The following is a 25,809-nucleotide window of genomic DNA, read 5'->3' as shown; positions in this document are numbered from 1 at the left end:
TGCTCCTTTAGGGGATTTGATTGCGATGGTACTTCCGGTAGAAATCCCAGAAGGCGTCGGCGGATCGGTCGTAGGTGAATTCCAGGGCCCGCACCCGGGCTTTGGCTTTGAAGGCTTGGAGGCGTTCGGGATCGGAGGCCAGGGTGAATATCTTCTCTTCCAAATCGCCCGGGAGTTTCGGATCGAATACGAGGCCGCACTCGCCCGCGATGATGATTTCCTGCGGTCCGCCTTCATTGGAGGTTATGCAAGGCACGCCCGAAGCCAGGGCTTCCACCACGCTATTGCCGAAGGTATCGGTCAGGCTGGGGAAGACCAGCAGATCGGCGGAGGCGAATATGCCGGCGAGATCCTCGCCCTGCACCACCCCGGTGAAATGCACGTCATTCCGGCCGGCGAAGCGGGCGGCCAGGCCGACGCGATAAGGCCCTTCGCCCACGATGGCGAGGGTAACGCCCGGGATACGTCCGGCCAAGGAGGGGAAGACGTCCGCCAGGGCGTCCAGGTTCTTCTCTTTGGAAACGCGGCCCACGTAGATCAGCCGTAGGCCGGATTCGGGCAGGCCGAAACGGCGCCACGCCCCGTTGCGGGCCTTGTCGGGATGGAAATTCGAAAAGTCCACCCCCCGGGGCAGCTTATAGATCCGCTCCAGCGGGACACCCAGCGCGGCCACCTTGGCGCGGTAGGCTTCCGAGGGAACGATGACGGGGCCCATTAACCGCGTCATCCACATCGTCCAGGTGTTGATGCACCACACGCCCAACCGGTTCTTCACCAATAGGCGCGAATAGGTCGGGATGTCGGTGCGGTAATGGCTGAGGGTCTTGATGCCCGCCGCCTTGGCGACGATCAGGCATTGCACCGCGACCGTGCCCGGGGTCTGGAACTCGATGACATCCACGGGATGGTTATACAGGAACTCGATGAAGCGGTCGAGCTTCAGCATGGCGACTTCGCTGGCCGGGTAACCCGCTTGATCCACGGAGAACCGCCCGGAGGCCATCACCACGCACCCGTCCGGCCCATCGCGGCGGGGCGGCCGGGTATGGAAGGCCGCGCCGAAGACGAAGGCCTGATGGCCTTTCAAGCGCAGTTCCCGCACCATGATCCTCAGCGAAAGGGCGATGCCGTTCACCTCGTCCAGGTTGTCGCCGACGCAGGCGACCATGGGTTCGGCCGGAGGCCGGGCTTTGATCTGGCGGTAACGGGCGCGTAACCGGAAAAGGGCGGGCAGGCAGGCCAGGAATTCGAAAACATAGAGGAAAACGAAGCGGATGATGCTGGGAAGGTAGATTAGGTCGTGGGGACGGTATCGGCCCATGCTAGGCTCCGTCGCAGCTGGCATTTCTTCCCCCACCAATGCCGCGGCTTCGGTTTCCATCGGAAGGGTAAAAGTAAAATATTGCTACATAGGCGCGAAGTGGTCTTCCTCGATATCAATACCTTCTTTTCGCCCAAGGCCGGCGGCATCCGCACCTACCATCGGGCGAAGATCGAATGGTTCCGGAAACGGCCCGGGATCGGTTATTTCCTGGTCTACCCTGGGCCCGCCCGCCAGAAACTCAAGGAGGCGCCGAACGTCACCTTGATCGAGGCTTACGGCCCGGCCCTGACCAAGGATCCCGCGGGCTATCGCTTGCTGATCGACTTCTTCCACGTTTTCAAGCTCATCCGCGCGCAGCGGCCCGACGTGCTCGAGGCCGGCGACCCTTGGCTGACGGGCCTGTTCTGCCTCGCCCTGCGCAAGCTCGGCCTGTTCCGCGGATTGCTGGTTTCCTTCTACCACAGCGACCCGGTGCCCACCTACATCGAACCCTGGTCGCAACGGGGAGCTTTGCAAGGCCTGCGCGCGCCCCTGGCCAAGGCGGCGGCCTTCCTCCTCTACCGCCTGCAACGCGGATACGATCTAACGGCGGTGGCTTCGCGGACCATGGAGGAGCGCCTGCGGTCCAAAGGCGTGCGGGCGGTGGCCCATTTGCCCTTCGGCGTGCCGGCCCATTTCCTGGAAGGCATATCGGCGCCGGACGACATCTCCCCGGACGCCAAGTCGGTCCCCGGGGAAGGCCCGGTAAGCCTTCTCTACGCGGGGCGATTGGATCGCGATAAGGGCGTGGATTTGCTCCTGGAGTCCCTTCCCGATCTGCTCCGGGGTAACGTAAGAGTTACCGTGATGGGGCGCGGGGCGATGGCGGGCGGGTTCGCTTCCTTCCGGCACGCGCGCTACCGCTACCTCGGTTTCGTGGCCGATCCCGGCGAGGTGCGCGCCATCTACGACGCCCATCACGTGCTGCTGGCGCCAGGGCCCCATGAGACTTTCGGCCTGGGGGTGTTGGAAGGCATGGCGCGCGGGCTGGTGGTGGTCGGGCCCGATGCCGGAGGAACCGGGGAACTGTTGCGGGAGGCGGGATCCCGCTTCCTCTTCCCCGCAGGCGATGCGGAGGGATTCCGGCAGGCCGTGGCGAAGGCGATCAAATGCGATTGGCCCGCCGAGTTCGCCCGCTCCCGCTCCTTGGCTTTGCGCTATGGGGGATGGGACGATGCCATCGGACGGATGATCAAGAGGTATTCGGCCCGCTTGGGGACCCGCCCGCCCGGCGAGGCCGGCCCATGATTTCCGGACAACGGAAATTGGTGGTTTCCCTGCATGACATCACGCCGTTCCACCGGGAACGCATAGGTCGCGCGGAAGCCGTATACCGCGAGTTGGGCCTGTCCAAGCTCACCTACCTGTTCGTGCCGGAGTACCATGGCGGTTACCCGGCGGCCCAGGACATGGCTTTCCGGGCCTGGTGCCGGGAAGAGCGGCCCTTCCGGATTGATTGGCATCTCCATGGGTATTGCCATCTGGAACCGCCCCCGCAACCGGGCTCCTGGGGAGCGGGAGATTTCCTGAAGCGGAAACTTTTGACTGCGGGGGAGGGGGAATTCCTGGCCCTGGACGCGGAGGCGCAACGGCGGAAGCTGGAAGCGGGCCGCGAGGCCTTCCGGACCTGCCTGGGAAAGGATCCCGTCGGATTCGTGGCTCCGGCCTGGCTCTTCAACGCCCACCTGCCCGGGGCCCTCAAGGACCAGGGGTTCCGGTTCACGGAGGATCAGCGCCGCATGTATCGCGTCGATACGGGAGCGAGCCTGAAAAGCCCCGTCATCACCTGGGCCACGCGTACCTGGCTGCGCAAGTACGGTTCCTTGGTCGTCTGCCCGCTGTTGTTGCGGCTTTGGTCCCAGGCCCCCGTCCTGCGCGTGGCCATGCATCCCTTCGATTTCGATCATCCCGCCACCGTCGGCAACATTCGTTCGGTATTGGCCGCGGCCATGCGGGATCGGGAACAGGCCTTCGCCGAGGACTTGGATTTCGCTTCGGCAGGCGCCGCGTAAGACCCGTTTCCGCATCCGCCGCGGAGGCGATTGCGGCTTAGGGGCTTTTCGTAAGCCAACCTCCGGCGATCAGGATCCCTTCCTTGCCGGCAGGGTAGATCGAAAGCAGCCGGCCGCCGCCCGAATGCAAGACCTTGGCATGGCTCGTATCGCCGAGGGCATTGCCAGGGAGGCCGAACCAAGCGGGAATCCGGATCAATCCCTCATCGCGCAGGAGCTTGGGTAACCCGCCCGTTTCCCCCAGGGAGGGCGCTACCTTCCAATCGCTTCCCGAAGTATCGAACTCGCCTTTGGCTTGCACATAGCATTCCATGGCCAAAAGTTCCCCGGTGAGGCGGTAATGCCGGAGCGCCTCGCAATGGATGAGGCGGAAGTTCGCCGGCGGGGGAGAGCCGAAGCAATCGCGGTATCCGTTCATGCCGGAGAGGGTGGTCCAGCGGCCGCGCTGATCGAAATAAACGAACAGGATCACCGCGACCGCCAGCCATGCCAGCAAGGGGGCGAGGATCCAAACCCTCAATCCGCCGGAACCGGGAGGATGGGGCGTCCCAAGAGGGTCGGGCGCCCCGAAAGGGGCGGGCGGCATGCCGTTTTTTGGCATCGGGCTAGATCCCCCTTCCCAACACCTCGTGGGCCAGCTTATGGAACAGGGTGGGATGGGCGGAGTGCTTCGCGAGGTTCTCGCGCGTCAGGCCCGCGGCCAGCTGCTTGTGATTGCTGGAACACCAATGCAGCGAATAGGCATCGGGGGGGAGGGGACGGGCGGGCCCGTAGAAGAAACGGAAAGTCTGGCTGGGGGTGATGAAGTAGAAATGATCGGCGGAGAGCCGGCGCATGTGCGCGGCGGCCTCGGTGGCCCAGGTGCGGTTCATGAGGATGGGCCCGAGCGCGTAACGGATTTTCGGATCGGTTTCCGGAACCAGGGCGATGGCTTTGCCGAAGAAGGCGTTGCCGGGCGCGGAGCCCAGCACGGCGTTATTCAACTTGCGAACCGACCAATAGCGCATCAGGGAGCGATTGAGCGCATTGCCCGCCGCGGAATCGCCCAACCATCGGCAGTTGGCCTGGGAGAGGTAATAGCTGGCGCCGAAGGCGATGCCGGTGGGGATGAGCGCGGGCGGGAAGCGGCCCTCCACCCGATCATCGTCGTACTTGAAAACGGTTTCTTCCCCGATGAAGGCGGGATGGGAAAGCAAGGGCCGGTAGTCCCGCGTGGTTACCGTGTCGAAATCGATGTAGATGCCTCCCTCACGATACAATATGAGGTAGCGGAGGATATTGGCGCGGCCGGCGAGATAACCCGTCGAGATACCCGACAGGACGGGGATGACGGAACTCATGGAAGCAGGGAGTCCTTCGAGCAGGTTTTCCAGGGATAGGGGCCGGAACTCCACCTTGGACTGCAAGGCCCGCCAATCGTCGTTATCCGGCGGATCTTCGAAATGCAAGGTAATCCGGGCCCCGGGATTGGTCTGGAGGATGGACTCCACCGCCAAGCGGTTCACGAACGGGAAATGGCGCCCGATCCAGATGAGATGGAAATGATGGGGAATCAAGACGCCTCCGGATGGCTCGAAGGCAGCTTATTGTAGCAAAAATTTGTGTTTTACTCCCCGTAATCGCCAGCTGTCCGCTGGCCGCCTTTCCATGGCAACGGATATAATGGAACGAGGCCGGCCCCGGGCCGGAGCCTCCTGAACAGCATGCGCTTGAACCATATCCTGATCCCCATCCTCTGCCTATGCGTGGCGGCGCGTGCCCGCGCCATCGCCGTCAACCACGCCGATGAATTCCGGCCCATCGTCCTGCAAGCCTGGAAGGAGCGGGTCGATCGGAACGGGGGCGTGCATGCCTGGAACCGCCATAACGACGGCATGAGCGTTTTCCAGGAATGGATCGCTTTGATGACCTTGGCCCAACACGGCCCCGCGGGAGACAGGCAGCGTGTGGGCCAGGCCCTGCAGCGCTACGTGGTGGGCGGGAATATCGGCCCGCTCGGATCCATCGGCACCAGCTTTCCGGTGCCCGGGTACGATCAAGGCGATTTCGACATGGCGCTTCTCAATTGCGCTTCCCTGCTTTGCCTCTTCGAAGGCGACCGCGACTTGCTGACGGACAAGACCATGGTGCATCTCATCAAGCGGGTGGCGCGCGTCTGGGGCCAAACCTCCAAGTCCCATTTCGAAGTCGGCTTCGTTAGCCTGCCCGAGACCGAGAACCATTTGTTCATGGCCGAATCCACGCGCTTCCTGATCAACCAGATCATCACCCGGAACCTGCGGGGCCTGGCGGAATTGACCGCCTTGCGGGATTCCTTGCAGCACGAAGGCATCGAGCTGGACAACTCCCAAGGGCCGTTGCAGCGGTTGCTGCTGAAGGCCATGCAGCAAGCCATCCGCAAAGGCTTCTTCGAATTCAACGCCCAGATCTACCAACGCTTCACCCTGCACGCCTTGGACAACCTCTACAGCTTTTCCCGGGACGCGGCCGTTTCCGAAGGCGCGGCCTGCCTGCTCGATTTCCTGGCGTCCGAGTTCGCCTTCCAAAGCTATGACGCCCTGCGTTACGGCCCCTACCGCCGATCCTCCGAGGTTTACGACGATAGCAGCCTGATCGGGAACGATGCCGTATGCAGTTTCTTCGGTTTGCAATCCGGGTCCTTCGGCGCCTACGCCCCCGGTCTATGGCGCACGCGCACGCCCCATGCGCATATGGCCCTGTTCTCGGCCGTATTGAAATACCGCGTGCCCGCGCCCATCCTCGCCTATATGCAAGAGCGCCCCGGGGAATACCGCGCGGAGATGCGTTCGGCCTATGCGGGCGGAGGCCTGCGCAGCCGGCCCACCGAGTCCTATTCGGGAGGGGCCGATTGGCTGCTGACCGCGGGCGGCCGCTACGAATCCTACACCGGGCCGAATTTCCCCACCCTTCGCTTCGGCTTGAGCGACGCCCCCTGGGTCTACGATGTCATCACGCGGCCGGGATCCTTGTTGCTCGATCCGGCGCGGGAACGCCCGCGCGAGGTAAAGGACATCCTGCATTTCCGCGGCATGCAATGGCGGGCCAACAACATGGCCATCCACCGGAATTTCCTTTACGGCTATGCGCCATCGGACCAGTACAATTCCGAGGCTTGGCCGCAGCACGTACCCGCGGAATGGAAATGGGACGGGGCCACCTATACGACGCGCGATTTCGATTTCCGCTTCTACGATCGCTCCGATCTCGGGGTCTACGTAATCCTCAGCCGCCTGCGCCCGTTGCCTACCTGGCTTAACTGGGGATATCAGAAATACCTGCGCGGCGGGATCGAAGTGGTGGAGGCTTCCAAGGCGCGTTCCTTGGATGCCTTGCGCGACTCCACCTTGGCCCGCAATTCCCCGGCCTCGCATTGGCCCTTGGGCGCGCATCGCTTTACCTATGTCGATTTCGCCGGGGCGAAGCTGGGGCTGAACGCCCGTTACGATGGGACCCGGGACGGGATTTCGCGCGTACAAGAGGCCCCGGAGGATTCGGCCGACCAAGCGATTCCCGCCGTGGTCCTGCCCTTTCCGGTGCAGCCTTCGGTCGAAAACAACACGGCGGCCGCGGGGTTCCTGTTCCGCCATCCCTCCAATCCCCTCTTCCAGGTGGAACTCTTCCGCCCCTGGCGCGGGAAAGTCGCGCTCGCGGACGGGGAAGGGGGGATGTGGCTCTACCATCCGGGCACCGGAGGCTATTGCCTGGCCGATTTCCGGGAATGGTGGAACCCGCGCAGGGTGGTGAAGGAGGCGCGGAAGGAATAAGCGCCGGGTTTTGGGACCCGAGGCTTATTAAATTCCTTGCATGAAAACCCTACTGCGCGCGCTCGCCTTCATCCTCCCTATCGCCGCTTACGCGGATGAACCCGATTACCATTGGCAGATCCAGGACCTTACCAAGTTCCCCGATCCCGAAGTGGTGGCCGTGGCCACGGATGATCAGGGGCTCAAATGGTTCGGGACAAAGAAAGGGATCGTCCGCCTGGATCAATTGGGGAATTGGCAGACCTTCACGGTCGAGAACACGGGGAAGGGGCTGGTCTCCAACGTAATCACCGCGTTACAAATCGGGGAGAACCGCGAGTTGTGGGTGACCACCGAGGGCGGCGTCAGCTGGTACGCCAACGGGAATTGGCGGTCCTTCACCAAGGAGAATACTTCCGGCGGCCTGCCGGACAATTTCGTGACCTCGATGGCCATCCGCAAGGATGAGCATTGGTTCGGGACCAAGAACGGTTTCGCCTTGCTGCGGGGAAGCTCGGCATGGACGAGCTACGGCGAGGAGCGCATCTCGGGACGCCTACCACATAAGATGGTGACCGCCATCGCGGTGGATTCCGCGGGGGACAAATGGCTCGGGACCATCGCCGGCCTGGTGAAGTTCAGCAATACCGCCTGGACCACTTACACGCGGGACAACACGAACCAGGGTTTGCCGCATAACAGCATCACCTCCATCATGATCGCCCCCGATGGCGCGAAGTGGATCGGGACGCAGATGGGCGTCGGCCGCCTGGCGGGCAGCGCCTGGACGTCCTATAAAGGCTCTTCCCAATTGGGCGAAATCGCGTCCGAGCAGGTTTACAGCCTGTATGCCGAGAAATCGGGGACGATGTGGGTGTCCGCCAAGGGCGGGGCCGCGCGGTACGACGGGACCACTTGGCGGTTGTTCAACAAGAACAATACCACCGGAATCCAAACGCGCTTCGTCTTTGCCGTGGCGGTGGACAAGGATGCGGGTGTCTGGTTCGCGACCGAGAAAGGCGTTTCCGCCATGTTGCCGACGCCTAAGGAATGAATTCCCGGCGCGGGGAATTCACTCCACGGTAAAGAAGTCGTAGGCCATGGGACGCGTGCCGGAAATGGTGCCCAGCCCGCGGAACGTGAGGATCTCCCCGCCCATGAAGCTCTTGATGGCCATCTTGGAGAATCCGCTGAACTCATGCAACACGGATTGCTGCAGGCGATCTTCGCTGCGGTTCAATACCGTTTTGCTGCCGTCCTGAAAGCCGATCTCCAGCGCGGTCGGGACCTTGGAACCCATGGCGCTGGACGCGGAGAGCGCCTTGAGGCTCGTCGGTTTCCGTAAAACCAGTTCCCCGTTCAAGGTCTTCAACCCGTAACCTACCGGTTGCCTTTCGTACTTGGAGGCCGGATCCAGGAAGTAGCCCGATTCCGCCTGTCCCTCAGAAGCCACGTACCGGTAGCCGGCGGAGATCAGGTTGGGCGCCAGATCGGTTTGGAAGGTATGGTCCATATAGGCCGTGCCGTTCACGTCCAAGGTATCCTTGTTGACGGCCAGGCGGCCCTTCACCTTGGCGGAAGGGATATGGATGAAAATCCCCACCGCATCCCCGCCCCCGAACTTGAACATGCCATCGCCCCAAACCCGCCCCGGCAGGATATCCGAGAAGTCCAGGTCCAGGTAGTAGCCGACGTTTTTCTTGTTGGTGGCGAAATGCGCATGATGCGATTCGGGCAACTTCCCGGAGAACCAGATGTTCTCGTGCACCCTTAACGCTTGCGCGGAATCGGTGAATACGAAATTCTTCTTATCGTACTCCCGCGCCACGGTCCAATTCCTGCCTTGGAACCCCATGATGGTAAGATCCGCGCCGCATACGGGCGATTTGAAGGAACCCAGGTTCACCCGGGAGAAATTGAGGATGACCTGGATGTTCCCGTCCAACATGAAATGGTAGGTCCAGAATTCGTTATAGGTCTTGCTACCGCTGGGGTGGGGTTTGAGATCGGTCAGGACCGCGGCCCGCAAATCCCCGGTGGGCTGCTGGATATGCTGCGCAGCCAGGGAAGGTAGGGCCGATGCCAAAAGCATGGCCAGAGTTAGCAAGGGCCGGAAGCTATTGCGGATATCGATGGGTCGCCTCATTCGATGATAGGATACAAGGGTCGAATCGCCATTACCATTCGCGGAGGTAAGGTAAAAACCGGCGCAAGGCGAAGGAAGGGCTCAGTGGGCGCCATTCCTCCCGATCCGCGCCCAAAGGGTAGGTAATTCGCCCCAAGAATGCTTGACGGCGGCTGGCAGCCAAGCCCAACCGAGAACGCCGCGCATCCACAGGATTAGGCCGAGGCTCAAGAACAGCAGGATGGCGACCGCGAAGGTGGAGAAGACGAAACCGTAAGCATGCAGGTCGGTTTGGCGCCAGCGGTATTCCAGGCATAGCCGCCATGCGAACCAGCCGAGCAGGAAGAAAAGCCCGTGGCTCCAGGCGCCTTGCAGGCCGGGCTTCACCGCCAAGCCGAGAAGGGCGGCCAACAGGCACCACAAGGGCAGGAAGTAGGGGGCCAGCACCGCCAAGGGGTTGGCCCCTTTCAATTCCACTTCGCCGCCCGACTTCAGCGTCGCCGAGAGGGATACCGGCGGACAAAAAGTCAGATAGCCCATGAGGGCGTGCGTCAATTCATGTTCCAATGTGTCGATGAATCCGAACGGATCGTCCCGGCCCAGCCGGCGCCAAAGCCAATGGGACGCGGCGCGGAACAAGAATCCGGAGCCGCACCAGAGCAGCGTTCCGGCGCTGAGGGCGCTACGCGCTGAGCCGAAGAAGGCACCGGCCATGGCCCAAGCCAACAACGCGAGAAAGGGGATGAGGAACCAGCGGAGCGCAGTCCCGAGCAGGCGGGGCATGCCGCAAAGGATAGAAAACCCGGCCCGCATTGAATATCTTTTCGGCCCGAACCATCCATCCGGAGAAGACCATGTCCGCCATCAAGACCCTTGTCGCACGCCAGATCCTCGACTCCCGCGGTAACCCCACCGTCGAAGTGGACGTGACCCTCGAGAGCGGGGCCTTCGGCCGCGCCGCCGTGCCATCGGGCGCGTCCACCGGCGAACGCGAGGCGGTGGAGCTGCGCGACGGGGACAAGTCCCGCTACCTGGGCAAGGGCGTGACCAAGGCGGTCAAGAACGCCAACACCAAGCTGGCCGGCTTGCTGATCGGCAAAGAGGCATCCAAGCAGTCAGAGCTGGATAAGGCGATGATCGATCTCGACGGGACCCACAACAAAGGCAAGCTGGGCGCCAACGCCCTCCTCGGCGCCTCCATGGCCATCGCCCGCGCCGCCGCCGCCGAAGCCGGCAAGCCCCTCTACGTTTATCTCGGCGAGCTGGCCGGCAATACCACCTACTCCTTGCCCCTGCCGATGTGCAACATCATCAACGGCGGCGCCCATTCCGACGCGCCCATCGATTTCCAGGAGTTCATGATCGCCCCCGTGGGCGCCAAGAGCTTTTCCGAAGGCCTGCGCATGTCGGTGGAAGTATTCCATGCCCTCAAGGCCCTGTTGAAGAAGCGGGGCCTCTCGACCGCGGTGGGCGACGAAGGCGGCTTCGCCCCCACGCTCAAGGGGACCAAGGACGCCCTCGATTCCATCATGAAGGCCATCAAGGACGCCGGGTACGTGCCCGGTAAGGACGTGAAGATCGCCCTCGACGTCGCCTCCTCCGAGTTCTACGACAAGGATAAGAACGTCTACACCTTCCATAAGTCCGACGGAAAGTCCTACACCAGCAAGCAGATGGTGAAGATGTACGCGGACCTGTGCGCCAAGTACCCGATCTACTCCATCGAGGACGGCATGGATCAGAACGATTGGGAAGGCTGGAAGCTCTTGACCGACGCCATCGGCAAGAAGGTCCAATTGGTTGGCGATGATCTTTTCGTCACCAACCCCGCCATCCTGAAGAAGGGCATCGACGGCAAGGTGGCCAATGCCATTCTGATCAAGGTGAACCAGATCGGCACCGTCACCGAGACCATCGAAGCCATCAAGATGGCCCAGGCCGCCAAGTACGGCGTGGTCTCCTCGCATCGCTCCGGCGAGACGGAAGACTCCTTCATCTCCGACCTGGCCGTAGGCACGGCCGCCGGCCAGATCAAGACCGGCTCGCTGTCGCGCACCGATCGCGTTTGCAAGTACAACCAGCTCCTGCGCATCGAGGAGCAGTTGGGCAAGAATGCCAAGTGGAAGAAGAACGCGTTCTAACTTGGATGGGCTCGCGGGGTTCGCCTGCGCGAATCCCGTAGTCCTGGCGGGATGAGGAATGGCGGGATATTCCCCGAAATCCTTGCTGGAAAAACTGGGAGTAGCCGGCCCACGCAAGCTTTCCAAGGGAAAGCCGCTTTCCGAAGGGAAGGCGGTCTCCGTCCCCTCGCGGCGGGCCCTGTTCGTCGGGGCGCCCGCCGGTTACTCCCGAATCCTCGGTCCTTTGCCCTCCCACGTCTCGGCCACCGAGGCCGGGTTGCCGCAAGCGGCCTCCCTCTCCACCATAAAAAAGGGTGCTTCCGGCGCCCTCCGGCCTTCCTTCGGGTTCATCCAAGCCTTCTGCCGGACGGAGTCCGAACTCGCCCCCGCCATATCCGCCCTGAAAAAGCTGCTCGCCTCCGATGGGATGTTGTGGATTTGCTGGCCCAAAATGATAAAGGGGCGTAAGCCCGTCCCCGGGGAACTCAACGAAGCCCGGGTACGGGCCCTGGGCCTGGCGGCCGGGCTCGTGGACGTTAAGGTTTGCGCGATCGACGAGACCTGGTCGGGCCTGAAATTCGTATTCCGGCTCGAGGATCGCACTAAGGGCCGCTAAAAACGCCCGCACCGCTCCGCCCCGCGCGGCGGGCTCCCTTTCTTTGCTTTCCCTCCTTGGCCCGAAAATTAGTTTAAGGGTAAATCCGGACATGAATCCCATTGCCAGCCGGCCGTGGATCGGGACGCATTTCCGGAGGCGTCCTGAGGTATTGGAGATCCTCCGATGAAGATACCGCACCTGCCCTTCTTCCTTTTCGGCATGGGTAACCGACGCAAGCTGTTATATAAGGGAGGCGTGCTTTACGATGCTTCCACGGGAGAGATGCTCCGCAGTTGGAAGGTTCTCCACGAGCAAATCATCCCCCATGAATACACGGTAAGATGGCAATCGCGCGAAGGGAAACAGTACTCCATCCAGGAGGACGAGACCGGCGTTTGCCTGATGGTGGAAGGAACGCGCACCTACCTGACCGGGAATCCTCTGCAACTGCCGGACTTCAAGAGCCCTGAACCGGGGCTGTTCGGGAATTCCCATAGCCAACTGATGCGCGTTCTCCTGCACGAAGTGCTCATCAATATCATGGATGGGAAACCCTACGCGAACTTCCTCGACCGCGAGTCCCCCAACTACCGGGATGCGGCCATCATTTGCGAAGCCCTGCGCCGTACGGGAAATCTCGAGCTGGCTAAGGATTGGATCCTGGGCCTCACCGAGCCGTTCGATGCGGCGCGCGATGGGGAACGCGAGCCGGACAACCTGGGGCAGATCCTCTTCCTGATTTCCCTGGTCTCGGATAAGGATCATCCCCTGGTGGCGCGGGCGCTGGAGCAGGCGGAAACCTTCCGGTGCACCGATTACATCAACGGCAATACCGAAGGCGCCGCCCATCCCGTCTACCAAACCAAATGGTTGAAGTTCGGGCTCAAGAGCCTGGGCCTCCCGGACGACTGGCATTTGCCGCCTTCCTTCGATCCCTATGCCCCCGTTTTCTGGCTGGACTATCGGGACGTGCCTACGGGCGGCCCGCCCTTTTCGGAAAAGGTGAAGGATGCCAACCCGTCCTTGGCCTGGGCCGAAGCGCATTTCCACGCCTGGGATCCGCCCATGGACATTCCAACCCGGACCTACCCCTTGAGTTGGGGGTTCCATCCGGATCAGGATCCGCCCTTCGGCATGGGGCTCGTCTCGCCGGAGTTCGTAGAGCGCCGCGTGTCCGTTCCCCACGCCCGGCATGCCGCCGAGATGTTGCTCTACTTCCTCGATTACGCCCCGCGCGGGACGTCGCAACCCGACGAGCGTTTACAGCACGCGCATTAGAATCCCGCATTCTGTCAGGGACTCTTAATACCTTTCCCTGGTATGCGGATCGTGGCCCAAAGGGTGGGGGAAGCTTCGGTGGCGGTAGACGGCGCCGAAATCGCCCGCATCGGCCGGGGCTTGCTGCTTCTGGCGGGAGTGGCCCAGGACGATACGCCCGAAGACGGGGCATGGCTGGCGGGCAAGCTGGCCCGCCTGCGCATTTTCCCGGATGCGGAAGGCAAGATGAATTTTTCCTTGCTGGACATCGCCGGGGATGCCCTGGTGGTTTCGCAGTTCACGCTCTTCGCGTCCACCGCCAAGGGCAATCGCCCCGGTTTCGCCGCGGCGGCCGGCCCGGAGCTGGCCGTTCCCATCTACGAGGGATTCGCGGCGGCATTGTCCCGGGAGCTCGGTCGTCCCGTGGCTACCGGCCGTTTCGGGGCGGATATGGAAGTCGCCTTGCGCAACCAGGGCCCGGTGACCATCCTCATGGATAGCAAGCGACGGGAATAAAGGCGGCCATCCGCCAAGGGAGGCATATGGATATCGTCGACGGGAAGCTGGAGAAATACGCATTCGATCGCACCCGGCCGGAGCCGGAATTGCTCAGGGCCCTGGCGGATGAGACCTACGCCAGCATGCAGTCGCCGCAAATGCTGACCGGACGTCTGGAAGGGCGGTTCCTGAAGCTGCTGGCCGCGGTATCGGGCGCCAAGCAAGTGCTGGAGATCGGAACCTTCACGGGATATTCCGCCCTATCCCTGGCGGAGGGCCTGCCCGAAGACGGCCGCGTGATCACCTGCGAGATCGAAAAGGCCCATGCGGACATGGCGCAACGCTACTTCGATCGCAGCCCGCATGGCCGCAAGATCAAGATCCGCATGGGACCGGCCTTGGAAACCTTGGCCACCCTCCCCGGGCCGTTCGATCTGGCCTTCATCGATGCGGACAAGTCGAATTACCCCGCTTATTACGAACGCATCGTGGAGTTGATCCGGCCGGGCGGGTTGATCCTCGTGGACAATACTTTATGGTCAGGCCAGGTATTGGAACCCCGGGACGGCGAAAGCCGCGCCATCGACGCGGTCAATCGGCGCATCGCCGCGGACGCGCGGGTGGAGAACGTGCTGCTGACGGTGCGCGACGGGTTGCAGGTCGTCCGCAAATTGCCTTAACGGGCGGGGGGAGGGTAGGCTCCCGCCTCAGGGGCCGTCGCCCTCGTGCTTCCCGCTCACGGTCCCGGAAGCCTTGACGGCATCCTTCATTTCTTGCTCGACGCCGCAACCGCCGTCCTTCTCGAAGGCGAATCCGCCCGTGGAGTCCAGCGGCAGGGATCCGTTCTCCAGGCAGGCCGTAAGGTTGGCTTGCGACAGCCAGCGGGCGATATCCAAGGCCACCGTGATGGTCGTGCTTCCTTCGGCCACGGCGAAGCCGGCGGGCGATTCGAAGCGCTCGTCCTCGTCGAAGTCCAAGGCCACGGTAAAAGGCCTATCGGCGCGACCCGACCAGGAAAAGGTTCCCCCGAAGACCAGGCTGTGGCGGCCCAGATCGGGGGCCCCCGCGGCCACCTTATCTTGGGACTCCAGTCTTACTTCCAGGCGCTTATAAACCCCCAACGGCATGCGTACAGTGCCGGGATCCGGGATCCATTTGCCGGTCATGAGATCGGAGACCCAGGGACCGTCTATGGTCGCTTCTCCCGATTCGCATGCGGTTTCGTCGGCCTGGGAGCAGTCGACCCCGTCGGGCAGGGCGATGCGGATGCGGCCCACGTTGGCATATCCCGTCTTCACCGTGAAAACGCTTCCGCCCGCATCGCGGATATCGAAGGAGCCGTCGGGATTGCGGGTCATGGCTGCCGCCTTGGCGGCGGCCTTCGCGACCGGGGCGGAATCCAGGGCCACCATGGCGACGGTGACCGTTCCCTTGGTGGGGTTGCCGACGCCGGTCCCACCCGCGGTGCGATCCAAGATGCAGCCGCACAAGAGGACGCAAAGGATGCCCGCCGACAAGGTAGCGCGTAGGTTACGCATGGGGAGCCTCGGGCCGGGTGAGGGGGAAGGCTTGCAGGTTGATTTGGTAGACTTCTTCCACCGGTCCGGCTCCGGCGGCCAGATCCAGGATCTCCCGCCAAAACGCCTCCAGCTTTCGCTTCAATTCGGGGAACTTGTCCTTGGGGATCCCCAAGGTTACGGCCCGTAAATCGCGTTGGTCCCCGTCGAAGGATTCGATGGAGCTTTCCGCGAGCTTGAGTACGGAACGATGGTAGTTGGCCACCGCAAGCGAGGCCACCTCGGGCGCCGTACTGATCTGCGCATCGGATTGGACGAGTTTGCCCTCGGCGCCATCGCGGCGGATCATTCCCAGCCGCTCCAGCAACAGAAGGGATTTTTCCGCCTGCGCGGGAGTGATGCGGGGATGCACGCGCCCGGCGATCCACTCCGGCGTCCCGTCGAATTCAGGATGCGCCACGAGTTCCCGGACCACGGGATGGTACCACTGCTCCAGGTATTCGAATTGCCCCTTTTCGATGGGACGCGCCTCGGCATGCCGGCGCGAGCGCAACATGCGCTGGTAGTGGAAGGTCTTTTCATCGAAACCTTCGGCGCGATCGAAGGCGACCAGGTCGGCGAAGAATTCCGTTTCTTGCTTATTCAGCTTAAGGGCCCGAACCGTGCCCGGTACGTGGGCGGGAGCCAGATCGCGCTCCCCGGCTAAAATCAACTGCAACAGGTTGGGGGAGGAGTACCCGGCCTCTTTCGCGAAGGAGCGATAGCTGATCTTCGCACCGCCTTTTTGGGCCGCCCGGCCCTCTTGGGCCGCCGCTTTCATCGCTTCGAACGCGTCCCGGAGGTACTTGCGGTAATCCAGGTAGGCGAAGATATCGGGTTTCTGCATGGTCGGTCTTGGTATAAGATAGCCGGGCCGGGCTCGGCCGTCAGGGTTCCTTTACTTCGTCTTTCCCGAGTCGTCGGTGGAATCCTTGCTTTCCGTTCCTTCCGTCTCATGCTCGTCCTTTTCGCCCGCGTGGAAGGACGAACGGAAATTATCCTTGATGCGGTGCTCGGCGTCCAGGCATTTGCCGACTGGGGAATCCTCGGTAATATCGATGGAGGCGGCGGCGGGATCCACGACGTTCAGGCAGGCGGATAAGTCGAGGCCCTTAAGCCAATCGCCGGCCATCAGCTTCACCGCCACGGTCTGAAGGGCGCCCGCGCTCAGATTCAGGCCCGAATCGCTCCTGATCTTCAGGTTTTCGTCCAGGGTGAGGGCGAGGGAGAACGGCTTGCTCGAACCGTCGGCCAAGGTCAAGGTGCCATGCGCCACCAAGGTGCGGCCGCCCAAGGTGGAATCATTCTGCCCATGGTGCAACTCGAACTTCACCTCGTTATAAAGGCCGGCGGGCACGCTCAGGGTGCCGAGGTCGGGGGAAGAAACGCCTGTGAGGAGGTCGATGACCACCAGGCCTGACCCGTCTTCGCATTCCATTTCCTTTTCGTTCTCGACTTCGGATCCGCGGCCGGAGGTGTCGCCGGGTTCACCTTCCTTCTTGAGGACATTGCCGGTGCTGTCGCAGCTGCCGCTACCGTTCTCGGATTCCAGCTTGATACGGCTTATCACCAGCTTGGCATCGCTGAGGTCCACGTGAACCCCGGCGGTGTCTCCCAAGATCAATCCGCTCGCCTTCGCCAGCGCGCCGGTCGAGGTTGAAGCGGAGGCTTTGATCTCCAGGCCGACCGAAGCGCGGCCCGTGTTATTGGTTTCTCCGGAAAACAGGCAGGCGGTAAAAAGGGTGGCCGTCGCGGCCGTCAGTCCGAGCAGGTATGCGTTCTTCATTGGGGTCCTTCCATTGCGCCCACATTGGCGCCAACCCACTGAAGATACCCCAGAACGAACTAAATATGAAGTATAAAATAAAAAAGAAGATTTAAAAAGTTCACTTAGAGCAGTAAAAAACCTCATAAGATCACTTTATTTATGAGTTTATAAAAGACTCAAAAACCTAAATAAAATAGAAATGAACTTTTGAAAAGTTCATTTCTGCGGGTCGATTCGTGTGCTTGGAGGTGGCTGGCGGGGGCCGAGAGGGCTATTTCTTGGCGCCCTTTTCATCATTCGTCTCTGGTAGCTTGGTCTTTCGTTCCACCCGCTTAACGGCATGCGGGCTGACGATGTTGCCGTTCGTTCCGCGGCCCTTCACCTCGTAGTCTTCGAAGTTGAGGGGGATTTCGGTCTTGATGCGGGGTTGCGGCACCAAATGGACGATGACCTTATCCGAGATTTTCGCGGGCTGCACCTCGAGATACCAGACCTTCGACTGGGGGCTGCCCTTGGTGAGATCGTATTGCTTATCGCGGGTGATGCCGCCGATTTGGAATCGCTTGGCCATCAGGTTTCCGCCGCGGCCATCGCGGTAGAGCATGTTGTAGACCGTCGTCTCATCGGCGCGATCGAATTTGGCCGCGAAGAGGATCTTATTGCCCACGAAATTCTTCTCGCCCACCTTGGTTACCGCGAAGGTTCCGTCCTCCTTGAAAGCGATCACCTCGTCCATAGAGGAAAAATCCGTCCCGATCAGTTCGCCGTTCGAGACCTTGGTCCCCACGAAGCCGTTCTCGCGGTCCATATAGACCTTGAGGTTGGACAAGATCACCTCGGCGGCGTCGATATCGTCGAAGCGGGCGATCTTGGTCTTGCGCTCGCGGCCCTTGCCGTACTTGGACAATAGGTTCTCGTAGTAGGAAATGGCGTACCTGGTAAGGCCCTTGAGGTTCTTCTCGGTCTCGCCGATTTCCTTTTGCAGGGCGATCATTTCCTCGTCGGCCTTGAAGCCGTCGAAGCGGGAGATGCGCTTGATGCGGATCTCCGTGAGGCGGGTGATGTCGTCCACGGTCACGTCGCGGACGAATTGCTTGCGGTAGGGCTTAAGTCCCTTATCGATGGTATCGATGATGGCTTCCCAGGTCTCGCATTTTTCGATCTGCCGATAGATGCGTTCCTCGATGAAGATCTTTTCCAAGGATTTGAAATGCCACTTCTCCGAGAGGTCCTGCTTGCGGATTTCCAGTTCTTGCTTAAGGAGCTTGACCGTATCCTGCACGGAAAGCTCCAGCAGCTCGGAGACCCCCAGGAATACGGGCTTGTTCTCGAAGATGACGCAGCAATTGGGCGAGATGGAGGTTTCGCAATCCGTGAAGGCGTAGAGCGCGTCGATGGACTTCTCCGGCTCGGCGCCGGGGGGAAGGTGGATGACGATATCCACGTTGGCGGCCGTCTTGTCCTCGATGCGTTTGATCTTGATCTTGCCCTTGTCGTTGGCGGTCACGATGGAGTCGATGAGGCTGCCCGTGGTGGTTCCGTAAGGGATCTGGGTGATGGCCAGCGTCTTGTTATCGACCTCGATGATGCGCGCGCGCACCTTGAGCTTTCCGCCCGATTGGCCGTCGTTGTAATTGGAGGCGTCCACGATGCCGCCGGTGGGGAAGTCCGGCCGCAGCTTGAATTTCTCTTTCTTGAGCACCGCGATGCAGGCTTCGATGAGTTCGCAAAAATTATGCGGGACGATCTTGGTGGCCAAGCCGACGGCGATGCCTTCGGCGCCTTGGGCCAGGACCAACGGGAACTTCATGGGTAGGAGCACCGGTTCCAGGTTGCGGCCGTCGTAAGACCTCTGCCAGGTGGTGGTGGCCGGGTTGAACGCCACTTCCAAGGCGAACTTGGAAAGCTTGGTTTCGATGTATCGCGCCGCTGCCGCGGAGTCCCCCGTCACCGGATCGCCCCAGTTCCCTTGGGTATCGATGAGAAGGTTCTTCTGCCCCAGGTTCACCAGCGCATCGCCGATGGCCGCATCGCCATGGGGATGGTACTTCATGGTCTGCCCGATGATGTTGGCGACCTTGTGGAACCGCCCGTCCTCTTCTTCGCGCAAGGAATGCAGGATGCGGCGCTGTACCGGCTTGAGGCCGTCGGCCAGATGCGGCACGGCCCGATCGGTTATCACATACGACGCGTAATCCAGGAAGTACTCCTTGTACATGTCCTGGACGTGGGGGAGATGGTCTTTCAGGGTATTCGATGCCATTCTATCCTTCGGGGTCTTTTCTTCGGTTAGGAACAGGGTATAGGGTAAAGGGTAAAGGGTAAAGGGTTAAGAGGAGCGATTGCTTCCATTTTCAGTACCCTTAACCCTTTACCCTGTACCCTTCTTCACTCTTCTTCACTCTTCTTTACTCTGCTCTGCCGCAAGCTCGTTCGCGCGGCTCGCGACCAGCGCTTCGGCGTCTTCCACCACGTCTTCCTCGATCTTCAGGTTCTCCATGATGAAGTCGCGCCGCATCGGCGTATTCTTGCCCATGAAGTATTCCAATATCTCGTGCACCTTGGTGTCGCCGTGCAGGATGACCGGCTCAAGGCGGATGTCCTTGCCGATGAAGCCGGCGAACTCGTCCGGCGAGATTTCGCCAAGTCCTTTGAAGCGCGTGATTTCGGCGTTGCGGCCGAGCTTCTTCAAGGCGTTTTCCTTCTCCGCTTCGGAGTAGCAGTAATTCGTTTCCTTTTTATTCCGTACCCGGAACAAGGGCGTTTGCAAAACGTAAACGTGGCCTCGGCTGATGAGCTCCGGGAAGAATTGAAGGAAGAAGGTCAACAGCAGCAGGCGGATATGGGCCCCGTCCACATCGGCATCGGTGGCGACGATGACCCGGTTGTAGCGCAGTTCCTCGATGCCTTCCTCGATGTTGAGGGCATGCTGCAAAAGGTTGAACTCTTCGTTCTCGTACACGACCTTCTTGGTCATGCCGTAGCAATTGAGGGGCTTGCCCTTGAGGCTGAATACGGCCTGGCTGTTCACGTCCCGGGCCTTGGTGATGGAACCGGAGGCCGAATCGCCCTCGGTGATGAAGAGGCTGGAATCCTCGCGCTTCTTATGCGTCGTGTTGTAGTGGATGTTGCAGTCCCGCAGCTTCTTGTTGTGCAGGCTGGCCTTCTTGGCGCGCTCGTTGGCCAGGCGGCGGATGCCCGCCATATCCTTGCGTTCCCGCTCGGATTGCTGGATCTTCGCCAACATCTCCTTCGCCGTCTCGGGATTCTTATGGAGGTACTGCTCCAGGTTGTTGCGCACGAAATCGACGATCCAGGTGCGCAGCGAGTTGCCCTTCTCGTCGTAGTTGGTCGAACCCAGCTTGGTCTTGGTCTGGGATTCGAACACCGGCTCGTGCATGCGGATCGAGATGGCGCCTACGATGCTGGCGCGGATGTCCGAAGCGTCGAATTCCTTCTTGAAGAAGTCCTTGCAGGCCCGGATGATGCCTTCCCTGAAGGCCGCCAGGTGGGTGCCGCCTTCCGTCGTGAACTGGCCGTTCACGAAAGAGTAATAGCGCTCGCCGTAGGAATTGTCGTGGGTGATGGCCGCCTCGAGGTCCGAATCCTTAAAATGGATGATCGGGTAGCGCTTGGTGTCGTCGGTGTGCCGGGTCAGCAGATCGTGCAGCCCGGCCTTGGACAGGTACTTCTGCCCGTTGAAATTGATGGTGAGGCCGGCATTCAAGTAGACGTAGTACAAGATTCGCTCTTCCAGGAATTCCGCCGCCCATTTGTATTTGGGGAACAGCTCGGGATCGGGCAGGAAGCTGATCAAGGTGCCGTTGGGTTCGGAAGTGGGCTTTTCCTTTTCCTCTTGCTTGAGCACGCCCTTCTCGAAGACGGCGGTCTTTACGCGGCCCTCGCGGAAGGATTGCACCTTGAACCACGAGGCCAGAGCGTTCACCGCCTTCGAACCCACGCCGTTCAGGCCCACCGATTTCTTGAAGGCCTCCCCGTCGTATTTGCCGCCGGTATTGATTTTGGAGACCACATCGACGACCTTGCCGAGCGGAATGCCGCGCCCGAAGTCGCGCACCGTGCAGGAACCGTCTTCCCCGATGGCGATATCGATCTGCTTTCCCGCCCCCATGACGAACTCGTCGATGGAGTTGTCCACGATCTCCTTGAAGAGCACGTAGATCCCGTCGTCCGGAGAAGAGCCGTTGCCGAGCTTGCCGATGTACATGCCCGGCCGCAGGCGGATGTGCTCGATCCAATCCAGCGTCTTGATGCTGTCTTCATCGTAACGGCCAGTACCGGATTCCCCTTTGGGCTCTTTTTTCGCGACTTTCTCGGCGGTCTTGGCCATTCTCGGTCTATCCCCTATGCGTTTGGTCCCAGCCGGCTAAGGCGGAGGACCCGGACATTGTAATCGGCCCGGCCCCGCTTGATTACTGCCCAAACGCGCAGTAAAGGGGCTGGCTGAAGATACCAAATCGCTTTCCGCGCCGTCAATGGCCGCCGGAAGCGCTTCGCGCGCTGATGCGTGACTTTACCAAAGGTGAGAGGGGGTGTACAACACCCTCTTATGATCAGCGGCCTGCGGAAAAAACTTGATAGTGGAATTCGATCCCGCCGCGTTCGTTACCATGCGAAGACAAGATTTCCAGAATGCGCGCGGCGCCCAACGGCGGCAACGGTTTATCATCATAAAATACAACGATTTGCGCGGGAGCCACGCCCGGCGCGGACCGCGAGGCCGCCAGGAATACGGGCTTCTTCCCTTGCTGGCCGTACACGCGCTCGGGCGCATCCGGCCATGCCTCGACCACCTCGGCATCCTGGCCGGTCCCGAAGACGGCTTCCACCGCCACGTGGTAAGCGCCGGTATCGCGGACCGAGAGGGTCAGGCTGTCCCCGGCGGCGTAGTCCTTATCCAGATAGCGCCAACCTGCCGGGGAATCGTACAGCACTTCGACGCTTTTCCCGTTTCCCCCGCTCATGATGAAGGTGGAATTCTCCCCTGGCCGCGCGAACCAATGCTTGGCGACCAAGAGCACCACGATCAGGAACAACAGGGCGGGAAGCATGGTGGTGTAACGCGTGCGGCTGCCGTGGCGGGAGCGCCGGCCCTTACGGAAGCGCTGCCAGGCATGCTGACCCACCACCTGGCTTTGGTTTTCCAAGGCTTCCAGGCGGGCCTTCAGATCGGGATCCTTTTCCAGCCGCGCCTCGAGTTCCTTCTCGTCCTCCTCGGAAAGCTCCCCGTCGAGGTATTTTTGCAAATGGAGGTCGGTCAGCATGCGACTAATATAAATAATGGGTTCAGCGCCACGCGCGGCCCCGCTCCGGAATTGAGAGCGATTTCCGCGACCGGCTTAAGATTGACCAACGATCTCACTCATTAACTTAAACCTGACTAGTCGGCAACGGACGCCGGCAACAAAGCGAGGTGGATTGGTGAAACGCAAACTCATTTTCTTGCTCGGATTGGTTCCACTCTTATCCTCCTGCGCGGATGATTCAGCTTCATCCGATCCGGAGGCGCTGCCGGCTTGGGTGGAAAGCCGGATCTCGCAATACAAGGCCGAGCGTGTGGCCGACCCGCCCCGCGAGATCATCGAATTCGATCACGGCGGTTCGAAGGTCTACCTGGTTTCTTCGGATTGTTGCGATCAATACGACTCTTTATTCGACGCGAACCAGCGGTATATCTGCGCGCCCTCGGGCGGATTGGGCGGACTTGGCGACGGGAAATGCGACGCCGTATTCGATGAGCACAGTGCGGGTAGAAAGGTCGTCTGGAAGGATGACCGATCGCTTTGACATGATCCTGTCCGGTTTACGCCGAATTGATCATGAATGGATGACCGGTTCGCCGCGAACGGGCGGCGTCAGCCGTTGAGGCGTTGCGCGATTTCCATCGCGGCATAGGTCAGGATCGCGTCCGCGCCGGCCCGGCGGATGCAAAGCAGGGATTCCAGCATGGCGGCCTCCGCGTCCAGCCAACCCAATTGGCCGGCGGCCTTGATCATGGCGTATTCGCCGCTCACGTGATAGGCGGCGATGGGCACGTTCACGGCCGCCTTGAGGGCGGCGATCACGTCGAGATAGGGGAGGGCGGGCTTGACCATCACCATGTCCGCGCCTTCGCGCACGTCCAGCTCCGCTTCGATCAGCGCTTCGCGCCGATTGGCCGGATCCATCTGGTAGGTCTTCTTGTCGCCATGCTTGGGCGCCGAGTCCAGGGCTTCGCGGAACGGGCCGTAAAAGGAAGACGCGTACTTGGCCGTATAGGCGAGGATGCCCACTTCGGTGAAGCCGGCTTCATCCAAGGCGCGGCGCAGATACCCCACGCGGCCGTCCATCATGTCCGACGGGGCCACGATATCGGCGCCGGCGCGGGCCTGGGCCAAGGCCATGGCCGCCAGGATGGGCAAGGTCTCGTCGTTGAGGATGCGCCCGTCCCGTACCAGGCCGTCATGGCCATCGGTCGAATACGGGTCCATGGCCACGTCGGTGATCACCGTGATCTCGGGCACGCTTTGTTTCAGATCGCGGACGGTTTCCTGCAAGAGCCCCGTGTCGGATGCGGAAATGGAAGCCTTGGCATCCTTCTTGGCTTCGGCGATGACGGGGAAAAGGGCCACGGAACCGATGCCGAGGGAAAGCGCGCGCTTGGCTTCCTTGATGATCAGATCCCGGCTCAGGCGCTCCACGCCGGGCATGGAACGGATGGGCGTGCGCTGGTCCTTGCCTTCCTGCACGAAGAGCGGAAGGATGAAGTGGGAGGGCGCGAGTTCGGTTTCCCGGACCATGGCGCGGATGGAGGCCGTCCTGCGGTTGCGCCGCGGGCGTTGGGGCATCCCGCCCAACGCGTCTTGCGCGCCGGGCTGGTTATTCTTTGGGTTCACAAATGCTCCCGGATTTTTTGGCCAATGGCCTGGAGGTCCTCGGGTTTGGCGGGCCGCGCGCGGCTGAAGGTCAATTCCCCTTCGCCTTCGATGGGCACGAGATGGATATGCGCATGCGGCACCTCGAAACCGGCAACCAGAACGCCCACGCGAAGGCAACCCGTGGCGGCTTGGACGGCTTTGGCCACCTTTTGGGCGAAGGGCAGCATGCCGGCCAACAGATCCGCCGGCGCCTCCCAAAGCGAATCCACTTCGAGCTTGGGGATGACTAGCGTGTGGCCGGGGTTGATGGGACGGATGTCGAGGAAGGCGAAGTAACGTTCGTCTTCGAGGATCTTGACCGAGGGGATTTCCCCCTTGATGATGCGGGTGAAGAGCGTTGCCATGTTCCGACCCCGGGCGATGGTTCGAACCTCTAGAAAGTCTTTCGGAGAATCCGCAGCGGAGACTCCGGACAAACGGAGGACGGGCGTCCTCCGCGGGACCTTACTTCACTTCGCGGTGGAGCGTATGCTTCCGCATGAAGGGATTGTACTTCTTCTTCTCGAGGCGGCCCGATTGCTTGGACTTGTTCTTGGTGGTCATGTAGCGGGAAGGCGGCAAGCCGGCGGCGCGAGCCTCGGTGCATTCGAGGGTGACGACGACGCGCTTTCCTTTGATCTGAGGCATGGCTGAACTCCTTAAGCCCTGATGGCGTTACCGCTTACCGCGGCCGGCCGGGCCGATATTAGAGCGGGTAATGTTAATAAAGATGCTAGATTTTTCCCAGTGCAGCCTAGCTTCGCTCCCTCGAATTTCACCGGAATTACCTTGTTCGCCCTGGTTTTGTGCGCCTTTGGCCCCGATTCGGGCTTCGGGCATTGCCCTGGTTCCGCATTGCCGAGGCGGCTTGGCTGAGGTTTTCCATGGCTTCTGATCCCTCCAGGGCCTTGGGCCTGACCTATTCCATCCTGGGAACCGGGGCCGTAGGCGGCTACTACGGCGCCTTATTGCAGAAAGCCGGCCGCCAGGTGCAGTTCCTCGTGAATACCGACTTCGCCCAGGTGCGGGCCCATGGCCTTCGCGTCGATTCGCCCAAGGGGGATTTCCGGTTGCCGGTGGTGGACGCCGTGTCCCGGGCGGAGGATTTGGAACCTGCCGATGTCGCGGTGATCGCCTGGAAAACCACAGCCAACGGCCTGCTGCCCGGCGTCTTGAAATACGCGCTTAAACCCGGCGGCATCGCCTTGGTCTTGCAGAACGGCTTGGATCCCGAACGGGAGGTTTCCGCCGCCGCGCCCGCCGCCAAGGTCCTCAGCGGTTTGTGTTTCCTATGCTCGCGCAAGGCCGGGCCGGGATGGATCCAGCATCTCGACTACGGGGCGGTAAGCCTGGCCGCCTTCGGTTCGGGATCGGAAGGCGTCACGCCGGAGATGCGGGCCGTCGCGGAGGATTTCCAGGCCGCGGGCGTGGACGTGAAGCTGCTGGAGGATTGGCGCGATGCGCGTTGGCGCAAGCTGGCATGGAATATCCCGTTCAACGGCATGTGCGCCTTGACCGGCAAGGATACTTCGGCCTTGCTGAAGGATCCTTCCACGCGGAAGCGCATTTCCATCTTGATGGACGAGGTGATTGACGGCGCGGCGGCCTGCGGATGCCGTCTGCCCGCCGGCTTCCGGGATCGCATGTTGGCCGATACGGAGAAGATGATCCCCTATAAGCCGAGCATGCAATTGGATCGCGAAGCGGGAAGGCCGATGGAATTGGATGCCATTTACGCGAAGCCGTTAAAGGCCATCGCCGCCGCGGGAGGCCTGGCGCCGGCCATGCAAGACCTCTTCGGGGAGTTGTCCCGCCTGGAAGGATGATGGGC

25 protein-coding genes are annotated in these 25,809 nt (G+C 61.4%); 11 read left to right on the top strand and 14 right to left on the bottom strand.

From position 1 onward, the window contains the following. Positions 1–7: 7 nt before the first annotated feature. The gene (locus JF616_10765) at positions 8–1,321 is read right to left on the bottom strand and encodes a glycosyltransferase (protein ID MBW8888226.1); all 1,314 of its coding nucleotides are present in this window, start codon (positions 1,319–1,321) and stop codon (positions 8–10) included. A gap of 81 nt (positions 1,322–1,402) precedes the next feature. Here JF616_10765 and JF616_10760 point away from each other — a divergent pair, with 81 nt between their 5' ends. Beyond that, entirely contained in the window at positions 1,403–2,611 is a 1,209-nt protein-coding gene (locus JF616_10760; protein ID MBW8888225.1) for a glycosyltransferase, read from the top strand. Further along, positions 2,608–3,375 carry a polysaccharide deacetylase family protein gene (locus JF616_10755; protein MBW8888224.1) on the top strand — a complete coding sequence of 256 codons (768 nt, stop codon included), beginning with the start codon at positions 2,608–2,610 and terminating at the stop codon, positions 3,373–3,375. The genes JF616_10760 and JF616_10755 overlap by 4 nt, the downstream gene beginning before the upstream one ends. A gap of 37 nt (positions 3,376–3,412) precedes the next feature. Here JF616_10755 and JF616_10750 read toward each other — a convergent pair whose 3' ends face one another. After that, positions 3,413–3,961, bottom strand: coding sequence for a hypothetical protein (locus JF616_10750; GenBank protein MBW8888223.1), 549 nt, complete (start codon positions 3,959–3,961; stop codon positions 3,413–3,415). Between the two features lie 19 nt (positions 3,962–3,980). After that, entirely contained in the window at positions 3,981–4,931 is a 951-nt protein-coding gene (locus JF616_10745) for a hypothetical protein (GenBank protein MBW8888222.1), read from the bottom strand. A gap of 147 nt (positions 4,932–5,078) precedes the next feature. On the opposite strand from JF616_10745, the gene JF616_10740 reads away from it, so the two are divergent. Together JF616_10740 and JF616_10735 are read left to right on the top strand one after the other, a co-directional pair. After that, positions 5,079–7,160, top strand: a complete 2,082-nt coding sequence (locus tag JF616_10740; GenBank protein MBW8888221.1) for a hypothetical protein — start codon at positions 5,079–5,081, stop codon at positions 7,158–7,160. Positions 7,161–7,200: 40 nt separating this feature from the next. Continuing rightward, positions 7,201–8,193: a hypothetical protein gene (locus JF616_10735; protein ID MBW8888220.1), complete on the top strand. Its 993-nt coding sequence runs from the start codon at positions 7,201–7,203 to the stop codon at positions 8,191–8,193. Between the two features lie 18 nt (positions 8,194–8,211). On the opposite strand, the gene JF616_10730 is transcribed toward JF616_10735, so the two are convergent. Beyond that, positions 8,212–9,285, bottom strand: a complete 1,074-nt coding sequence (locus JF616_10730; GenBank protein ID MBW8888219.1) for a hypothetical protein — start codon at positions 9,283–9,285, stop codon at positions 8,212–8,214. Positions 9,286–9,366: 81 nt separating this feature from the next. Further along, positions 9,367–10,077: a hypothetical protein gene (locus JF616_10725; GenBank protein ID MBW8888218.1), complete on the bottom strand. Its 711-nt coding sequence runs from the start codon at positions 10,075–10,077 to the stop codon at positions 9,367–9,369. A gap of 41 nt (positions 10,078–10,118) precedes the next feature. Here JF616_10725 and eno point away from each other — a divergent pair, with 41 nt between their 5' ends. From eno to JF616_10700, 5 genes are all read left to right on the top strand, one after another. After that, positions 10,119–11,405, top strand: a complete 1,287-nt coding sequence (gene eno / locus JF616_10720; GenBank protein ID MBW8888217.1) for a phosphopyruvate hydratase — start codon at positions 10,119–10,121, stop codon at positions 11,403–11,405. 58 nt (positions 11,406–11,463) lie between these two features. Continuing rightward, entirely contained in the window at positions 11,464–12,000 is a 537-nt protein-coding gene (locus JF616_10715) for a DUF3052 domain-containing protein (GenBank protein MBW8888216.1), read from the top strand. Positions 12,001–12,165: 165 nt separating this feature from the next. Continuing rightward, positions 12,166–13,260: a hypothetical protein gene (locus JF616_10710; protein ID MBW8888215.1), complete on the top strand. Its 1,095-nt coding sequence runs from the start codon at positions 12,166–12,168 to the stop codon at positions 13,258–13,260. Positions 13,261–13,302: 42 nt separating this feature from the next. Continuing rightward, positions 13,303–13,755 carry a D-tyrosyl-tRNA(Tyr) deacylase gene (locus JF616_10705; protein MBW8888214.1) on the top strand — a complete coding sequence of 151 codons (453 nt, stop codon included), beginning with the start codon at positions 13,303–13,305 and terminating at the stop codon, positions 13,753–13,755. Positions 13,756–13,781: 26 nt separating this feature from the next. Beyond that, complete coding sequence (locus JF616_10700; GenBank protein ID MBW8888213.1) at positions 13,782–14,417, top strand: class I SAM-dependent methyltransferase; 636 nt, start codon at positions 13,782–13,784, stop codon at positions 14,415–14,417. Between the two features lie 27 nt (positions 14,418–14,444). Here the strand turns inward: JF616_10700 and JF616_10695 are convergent, their stop codons facing one another. The 6 genes from JF616_10695 to JF616_10670 all read right to left on the bottom strand — a co-directional run bounded on the left by JF616_10695 (position 14,445) and on the right by JF616_10670 (position 22,346). Next, on the bottom strand, positions 14,445–15,275 hold the full coding sequence (locus JF616_10695) for a hypothetical protein (GenBank protein ID MBW8888212.1): 831 nt from the start codon (positions 15,273–15,275) through the stop codon (positions 14,445–14,447). After that, positions 15,268–16,140 carry a TIGR02147 family protein gene (locus tag JF616_10690; protein MBW8888211.1) on the bottom strand — a complete coding sequence of 291 codons (873 nt, stop codon included), beginning with the start codon at positions 16,138–16,140 and terminating at the stop codon, positions 15,268–15,270. The genes JF616_10695 and JF616_10690 overlap by 8 nt, the downstream gene beginning before the upstream one ends. 51 nt (positions 16,141–16,191) lie before the next feature. After that, positions 16,192–17,079, bottom strand: a complete 888-nt coding sequence (locus JF616_10685; protein MBW8888210.1) for a hypothetical protein — start codon at positions 17,077–17,079, stop codon at positions 16,192–16,194. 253 nt (positions 17,080–17,332) lie between these two features. Then, complete coding sequence (locus tag JF616_10680) at positions 17,333–19,324, bottom strand: DNA gyrase/topoisomerase IV subunit A (GenBank protein ID MBW8888209.1); 1,992 nt, start codon at positions 19,322–19,324, stop codon at positions 17,333–17,335. Between the two features lie 135 nt (positions 19,325–19,459). Then, on the bottom strand, positions 19,460–21,412 hold the full coding sequence (locus JF616_10675) for a type IIA DNA topoisomerase subunit B (protein ID MBW8888208.1): 1,953 nt from the start codon (positions 21,410–21,412) through the stop codon (positions 19,460–19,462). Positions 21,413–21,635: 223 nt separating this feature from the next. Further along, positions 21,636–22,346: a hypothetical protein gene (locus tag JF616_10670; protein ID MBW8888207.1), complete on the bottom strand. Its 711-nt coding sequence runs from the start codon at positions 22,344–22,346 to the stop codon at positions 21,636–21,638. A 157-nt stretch (positions 22,347–22,503) separates the two neighbouring features. On the opposite strand from JF616_10670, the gene JF616_10665 reads away from it, so the two are divergent. After that, on the top strand, positions 22,504–22,869 hold the full coding sequence (locus tag JF616_10665; GenBank protein ID MBW8888206.1) for a hypothetical protein: 366 nt from the start codon (positions 22,504–22,506) through the stop codon (positions 22,867–22,869). Positions 22,870–22,937: 68 nt separating this feature from the next. On the opposite strand, the gene hemB is transcribed toward JF616_10665, so the two are convergent. The 3 genes from hemB to rpmG form a co-directional block, all read right to left on the bottom strand. Then, complete coding sequence (gene hemB, locus JF616_10660; protein ID MBW8888205.1) at positions 22,938–23,909, bottom strand: porphobilinogen synthase; 972 nt, start codon at positions 23,907–23,909, stop codon at positions 22,938–22,940. 44 nt (positions 23,910–23,953) lie between these two features. Continuing rightward, on the bottom strand, positions 23,954–24,343 hold the full coding sequence (locus tag JF616_10655) for an HIT family protein (GenBank protein ID MBW8888204.1): 390 nt from the start codon (positions 24,341–24,343) through the stop codon (positions 23,954–23,956). Between the two features lie 100 nt (positions 24,344–24,443). Then, the gene (gene rpmG, locus JF616_10650) at positions 24,444–24,626 is read right to left on the bottom strand and encodes a 50S ribosomal protein L33 (GenBank protein ID MBW8888203.1); all 183 of its coding nucleotides are present in this window, start codon (positions 24,624–24,626) and stop codon (positions 24,444–24,446) included. Positions 24,627–24,862: 236 nt separating this feature from the next. Here rpmG and JF616_10645 point away from each other — a divergent pair, with 236 nt between their 5' ends. After that, complete coding sequence (locus JF616_10645; protein MBW8888202.1) at positions 24,863–25,804, top strand: 2-dehydropantoate 2-reductase; 942 nt, start codon at positions 24,863–24,865, stop codon at positions 25,802–25,804. Positions 25,805–25,809 lie beyond the last annotated feature (5 nt).

This window comes from Fibrobacterota bacterium (assembly GCA_019509785.1).
Taxonomy (GTDB): domain Bacteria; phylum Fibrobacterota; class Fibrobacteria; order UBA11236; family UBA11236; genus Chersky-265.
This window is presented reverse-complemented; position numbering and strand designations above follow the sequence as displayed.

Bases quoted from the DNA above. Each gene is read 5' to 3' on its own strand.
- JF616_10765 (MBW8888226.1), bottom strand. From the start codon at position 1,321: ATGGGCCGATACCGTCCCCACGACCTAATCTACCTTCCCAGCATCATC.
- JF616_10755 (MBW8888224.1), top strand. From the start codon at position 2,608: ATGATTTCCGGACAACGGAAATTGGTGGTTTCCCTGCATGACATCACG.
- JF616_10750 (MBW8888223.1), bottom strand. From the start codon at position 3,961: ATGCCGCCCGCCCCTTTCGGGGCGCCCGACCCTCTTGGGACGCCCCAT.
- JF616_10740 (MBW8888221.1), top strand. From the start codon at position 5,079: ATGCGCTTGAACCATATCCTGATCCCCATCCTCTGCCTATGCGTGGCG.
- JF616_10735 (MBW8888220.1), top strand. From the start codon at position 7,201: ATGAAAACCCTACTGCGCGCGCTCGCCTTCATCCTCCCTATCGCCGCT.
- JF616_10730 (MBW8888219.1), bottom strand. From the start codon at position 9,285: ATGAGGCGACCCATCGATATCCGCAATAGCTTCCGGCCCTTGCTAACT.
- JF616_10725 (MBW8888218.1), bottom strand. From the start codon at position 10,077: ATGCGGGCCGGGTTTTCTATCCTTTGCGGCATGCCCCGCCTGCTCGGG.
- eno (MBW8888217.1), top strand. From the start codon at position 10,119: ATGTCCGCCATCAAGACCCTTGTCGCACGCCAGATCCTCGACTCCCGC.
- JF616_10715 (MBW8888216.1), top strand. From the start codon at position 11,464: ATGGCGGGATATTCCCCGAAATCCTTGCTGGAAAAACTGGGAGTAGCC.
- JF616_10710 (MBW8888215.1), top strand. From the start codon at position 12,166: ATGAAGATACCGCACCTGCCCTTCTTCCTTTTCGGCATGGGTAACCGA.
- JF616_10705 (MBW8888214.1), top strand. From the start codon at position 13,303: ATGCGGATCGTGGCCCAAAGGGTGGGGGAAGCTTCGGTGGCGGTAGAC.
- JF616_10700 (MBW8888213.1), top strand. From the start codon at position 13,782: ATGGATATCGTCGACGGGAAGCTGGAGAAATACGCATTCGATCGCACC.
- JF616_10695 (MBW8888212.1), bottom strand. From the start codon at position 15,275: ATGCGTAACCTACGCGCTACCTTGTCGGCGGGCATCCTTTGCGTCCTC.
- JF616_10690 (MBW8888211.1), bottom strand. From the start codon at position 16,140: ATGCAGAAACCCGATATCTTCGCCTACCTGGATTACCGCAAGTACCTC.
- JF616_10685 (MBW8888210.1), bottom strand. From the start codon at position 17,079: ATGAAGAACGCATACCTGCTCGGACTGACGGCCGCGACGGCCACCCTT.
- JF616_10680 (MBW8888209.1), bottom strand. From the start codon at position 19,324: ATGGCATCGAATACCCTGAAAGACCATCTCCCCCACGTCCAGGACATG.
- JF616_10675 (MBW8888208.1), bottom strand. From the start codon at position 21,412: ATGGCCAAGACCGCCGAGAAAGTCGCGAAAAAAGAGCCCAAAGGGGAA.
- JF616_10670 (MBW8888207.1), bottom strand. From the start codon at position 22,346: ATGCTGACCGACCTCCATTTGCAAAAATACCTCGACGGGGAGCTTTCC.
- hemB (MBW8888205.1), bottom strand. From the start codon at position 23,909: ATGCCCCAACGCCCGCGGCGCAACCGCAGGACGGCCTCCATCCGCGCC.
- JF616_10655 (MBW8888204.1), bottom strand. From the start codon at position 24,343: ATGGCAACGCTCTTCACCCGCATCATCAAGGGGGAAATCCCCTCGGTC.
- rpmG (MBW8888203.1), bottom strand. From the start codon at position 24,626: ATGCCTCAGATCAAAGGAAAGCGCGTCGTCGTCACCCTCGAATGCACC.
- JF616_10645 (MBW8888202.1), top strand. From the start codon at position 24,863: ATGGCTTCTGATCCCTCCAGGGCCTTGGGCCTGACCTATTCCATCCTG.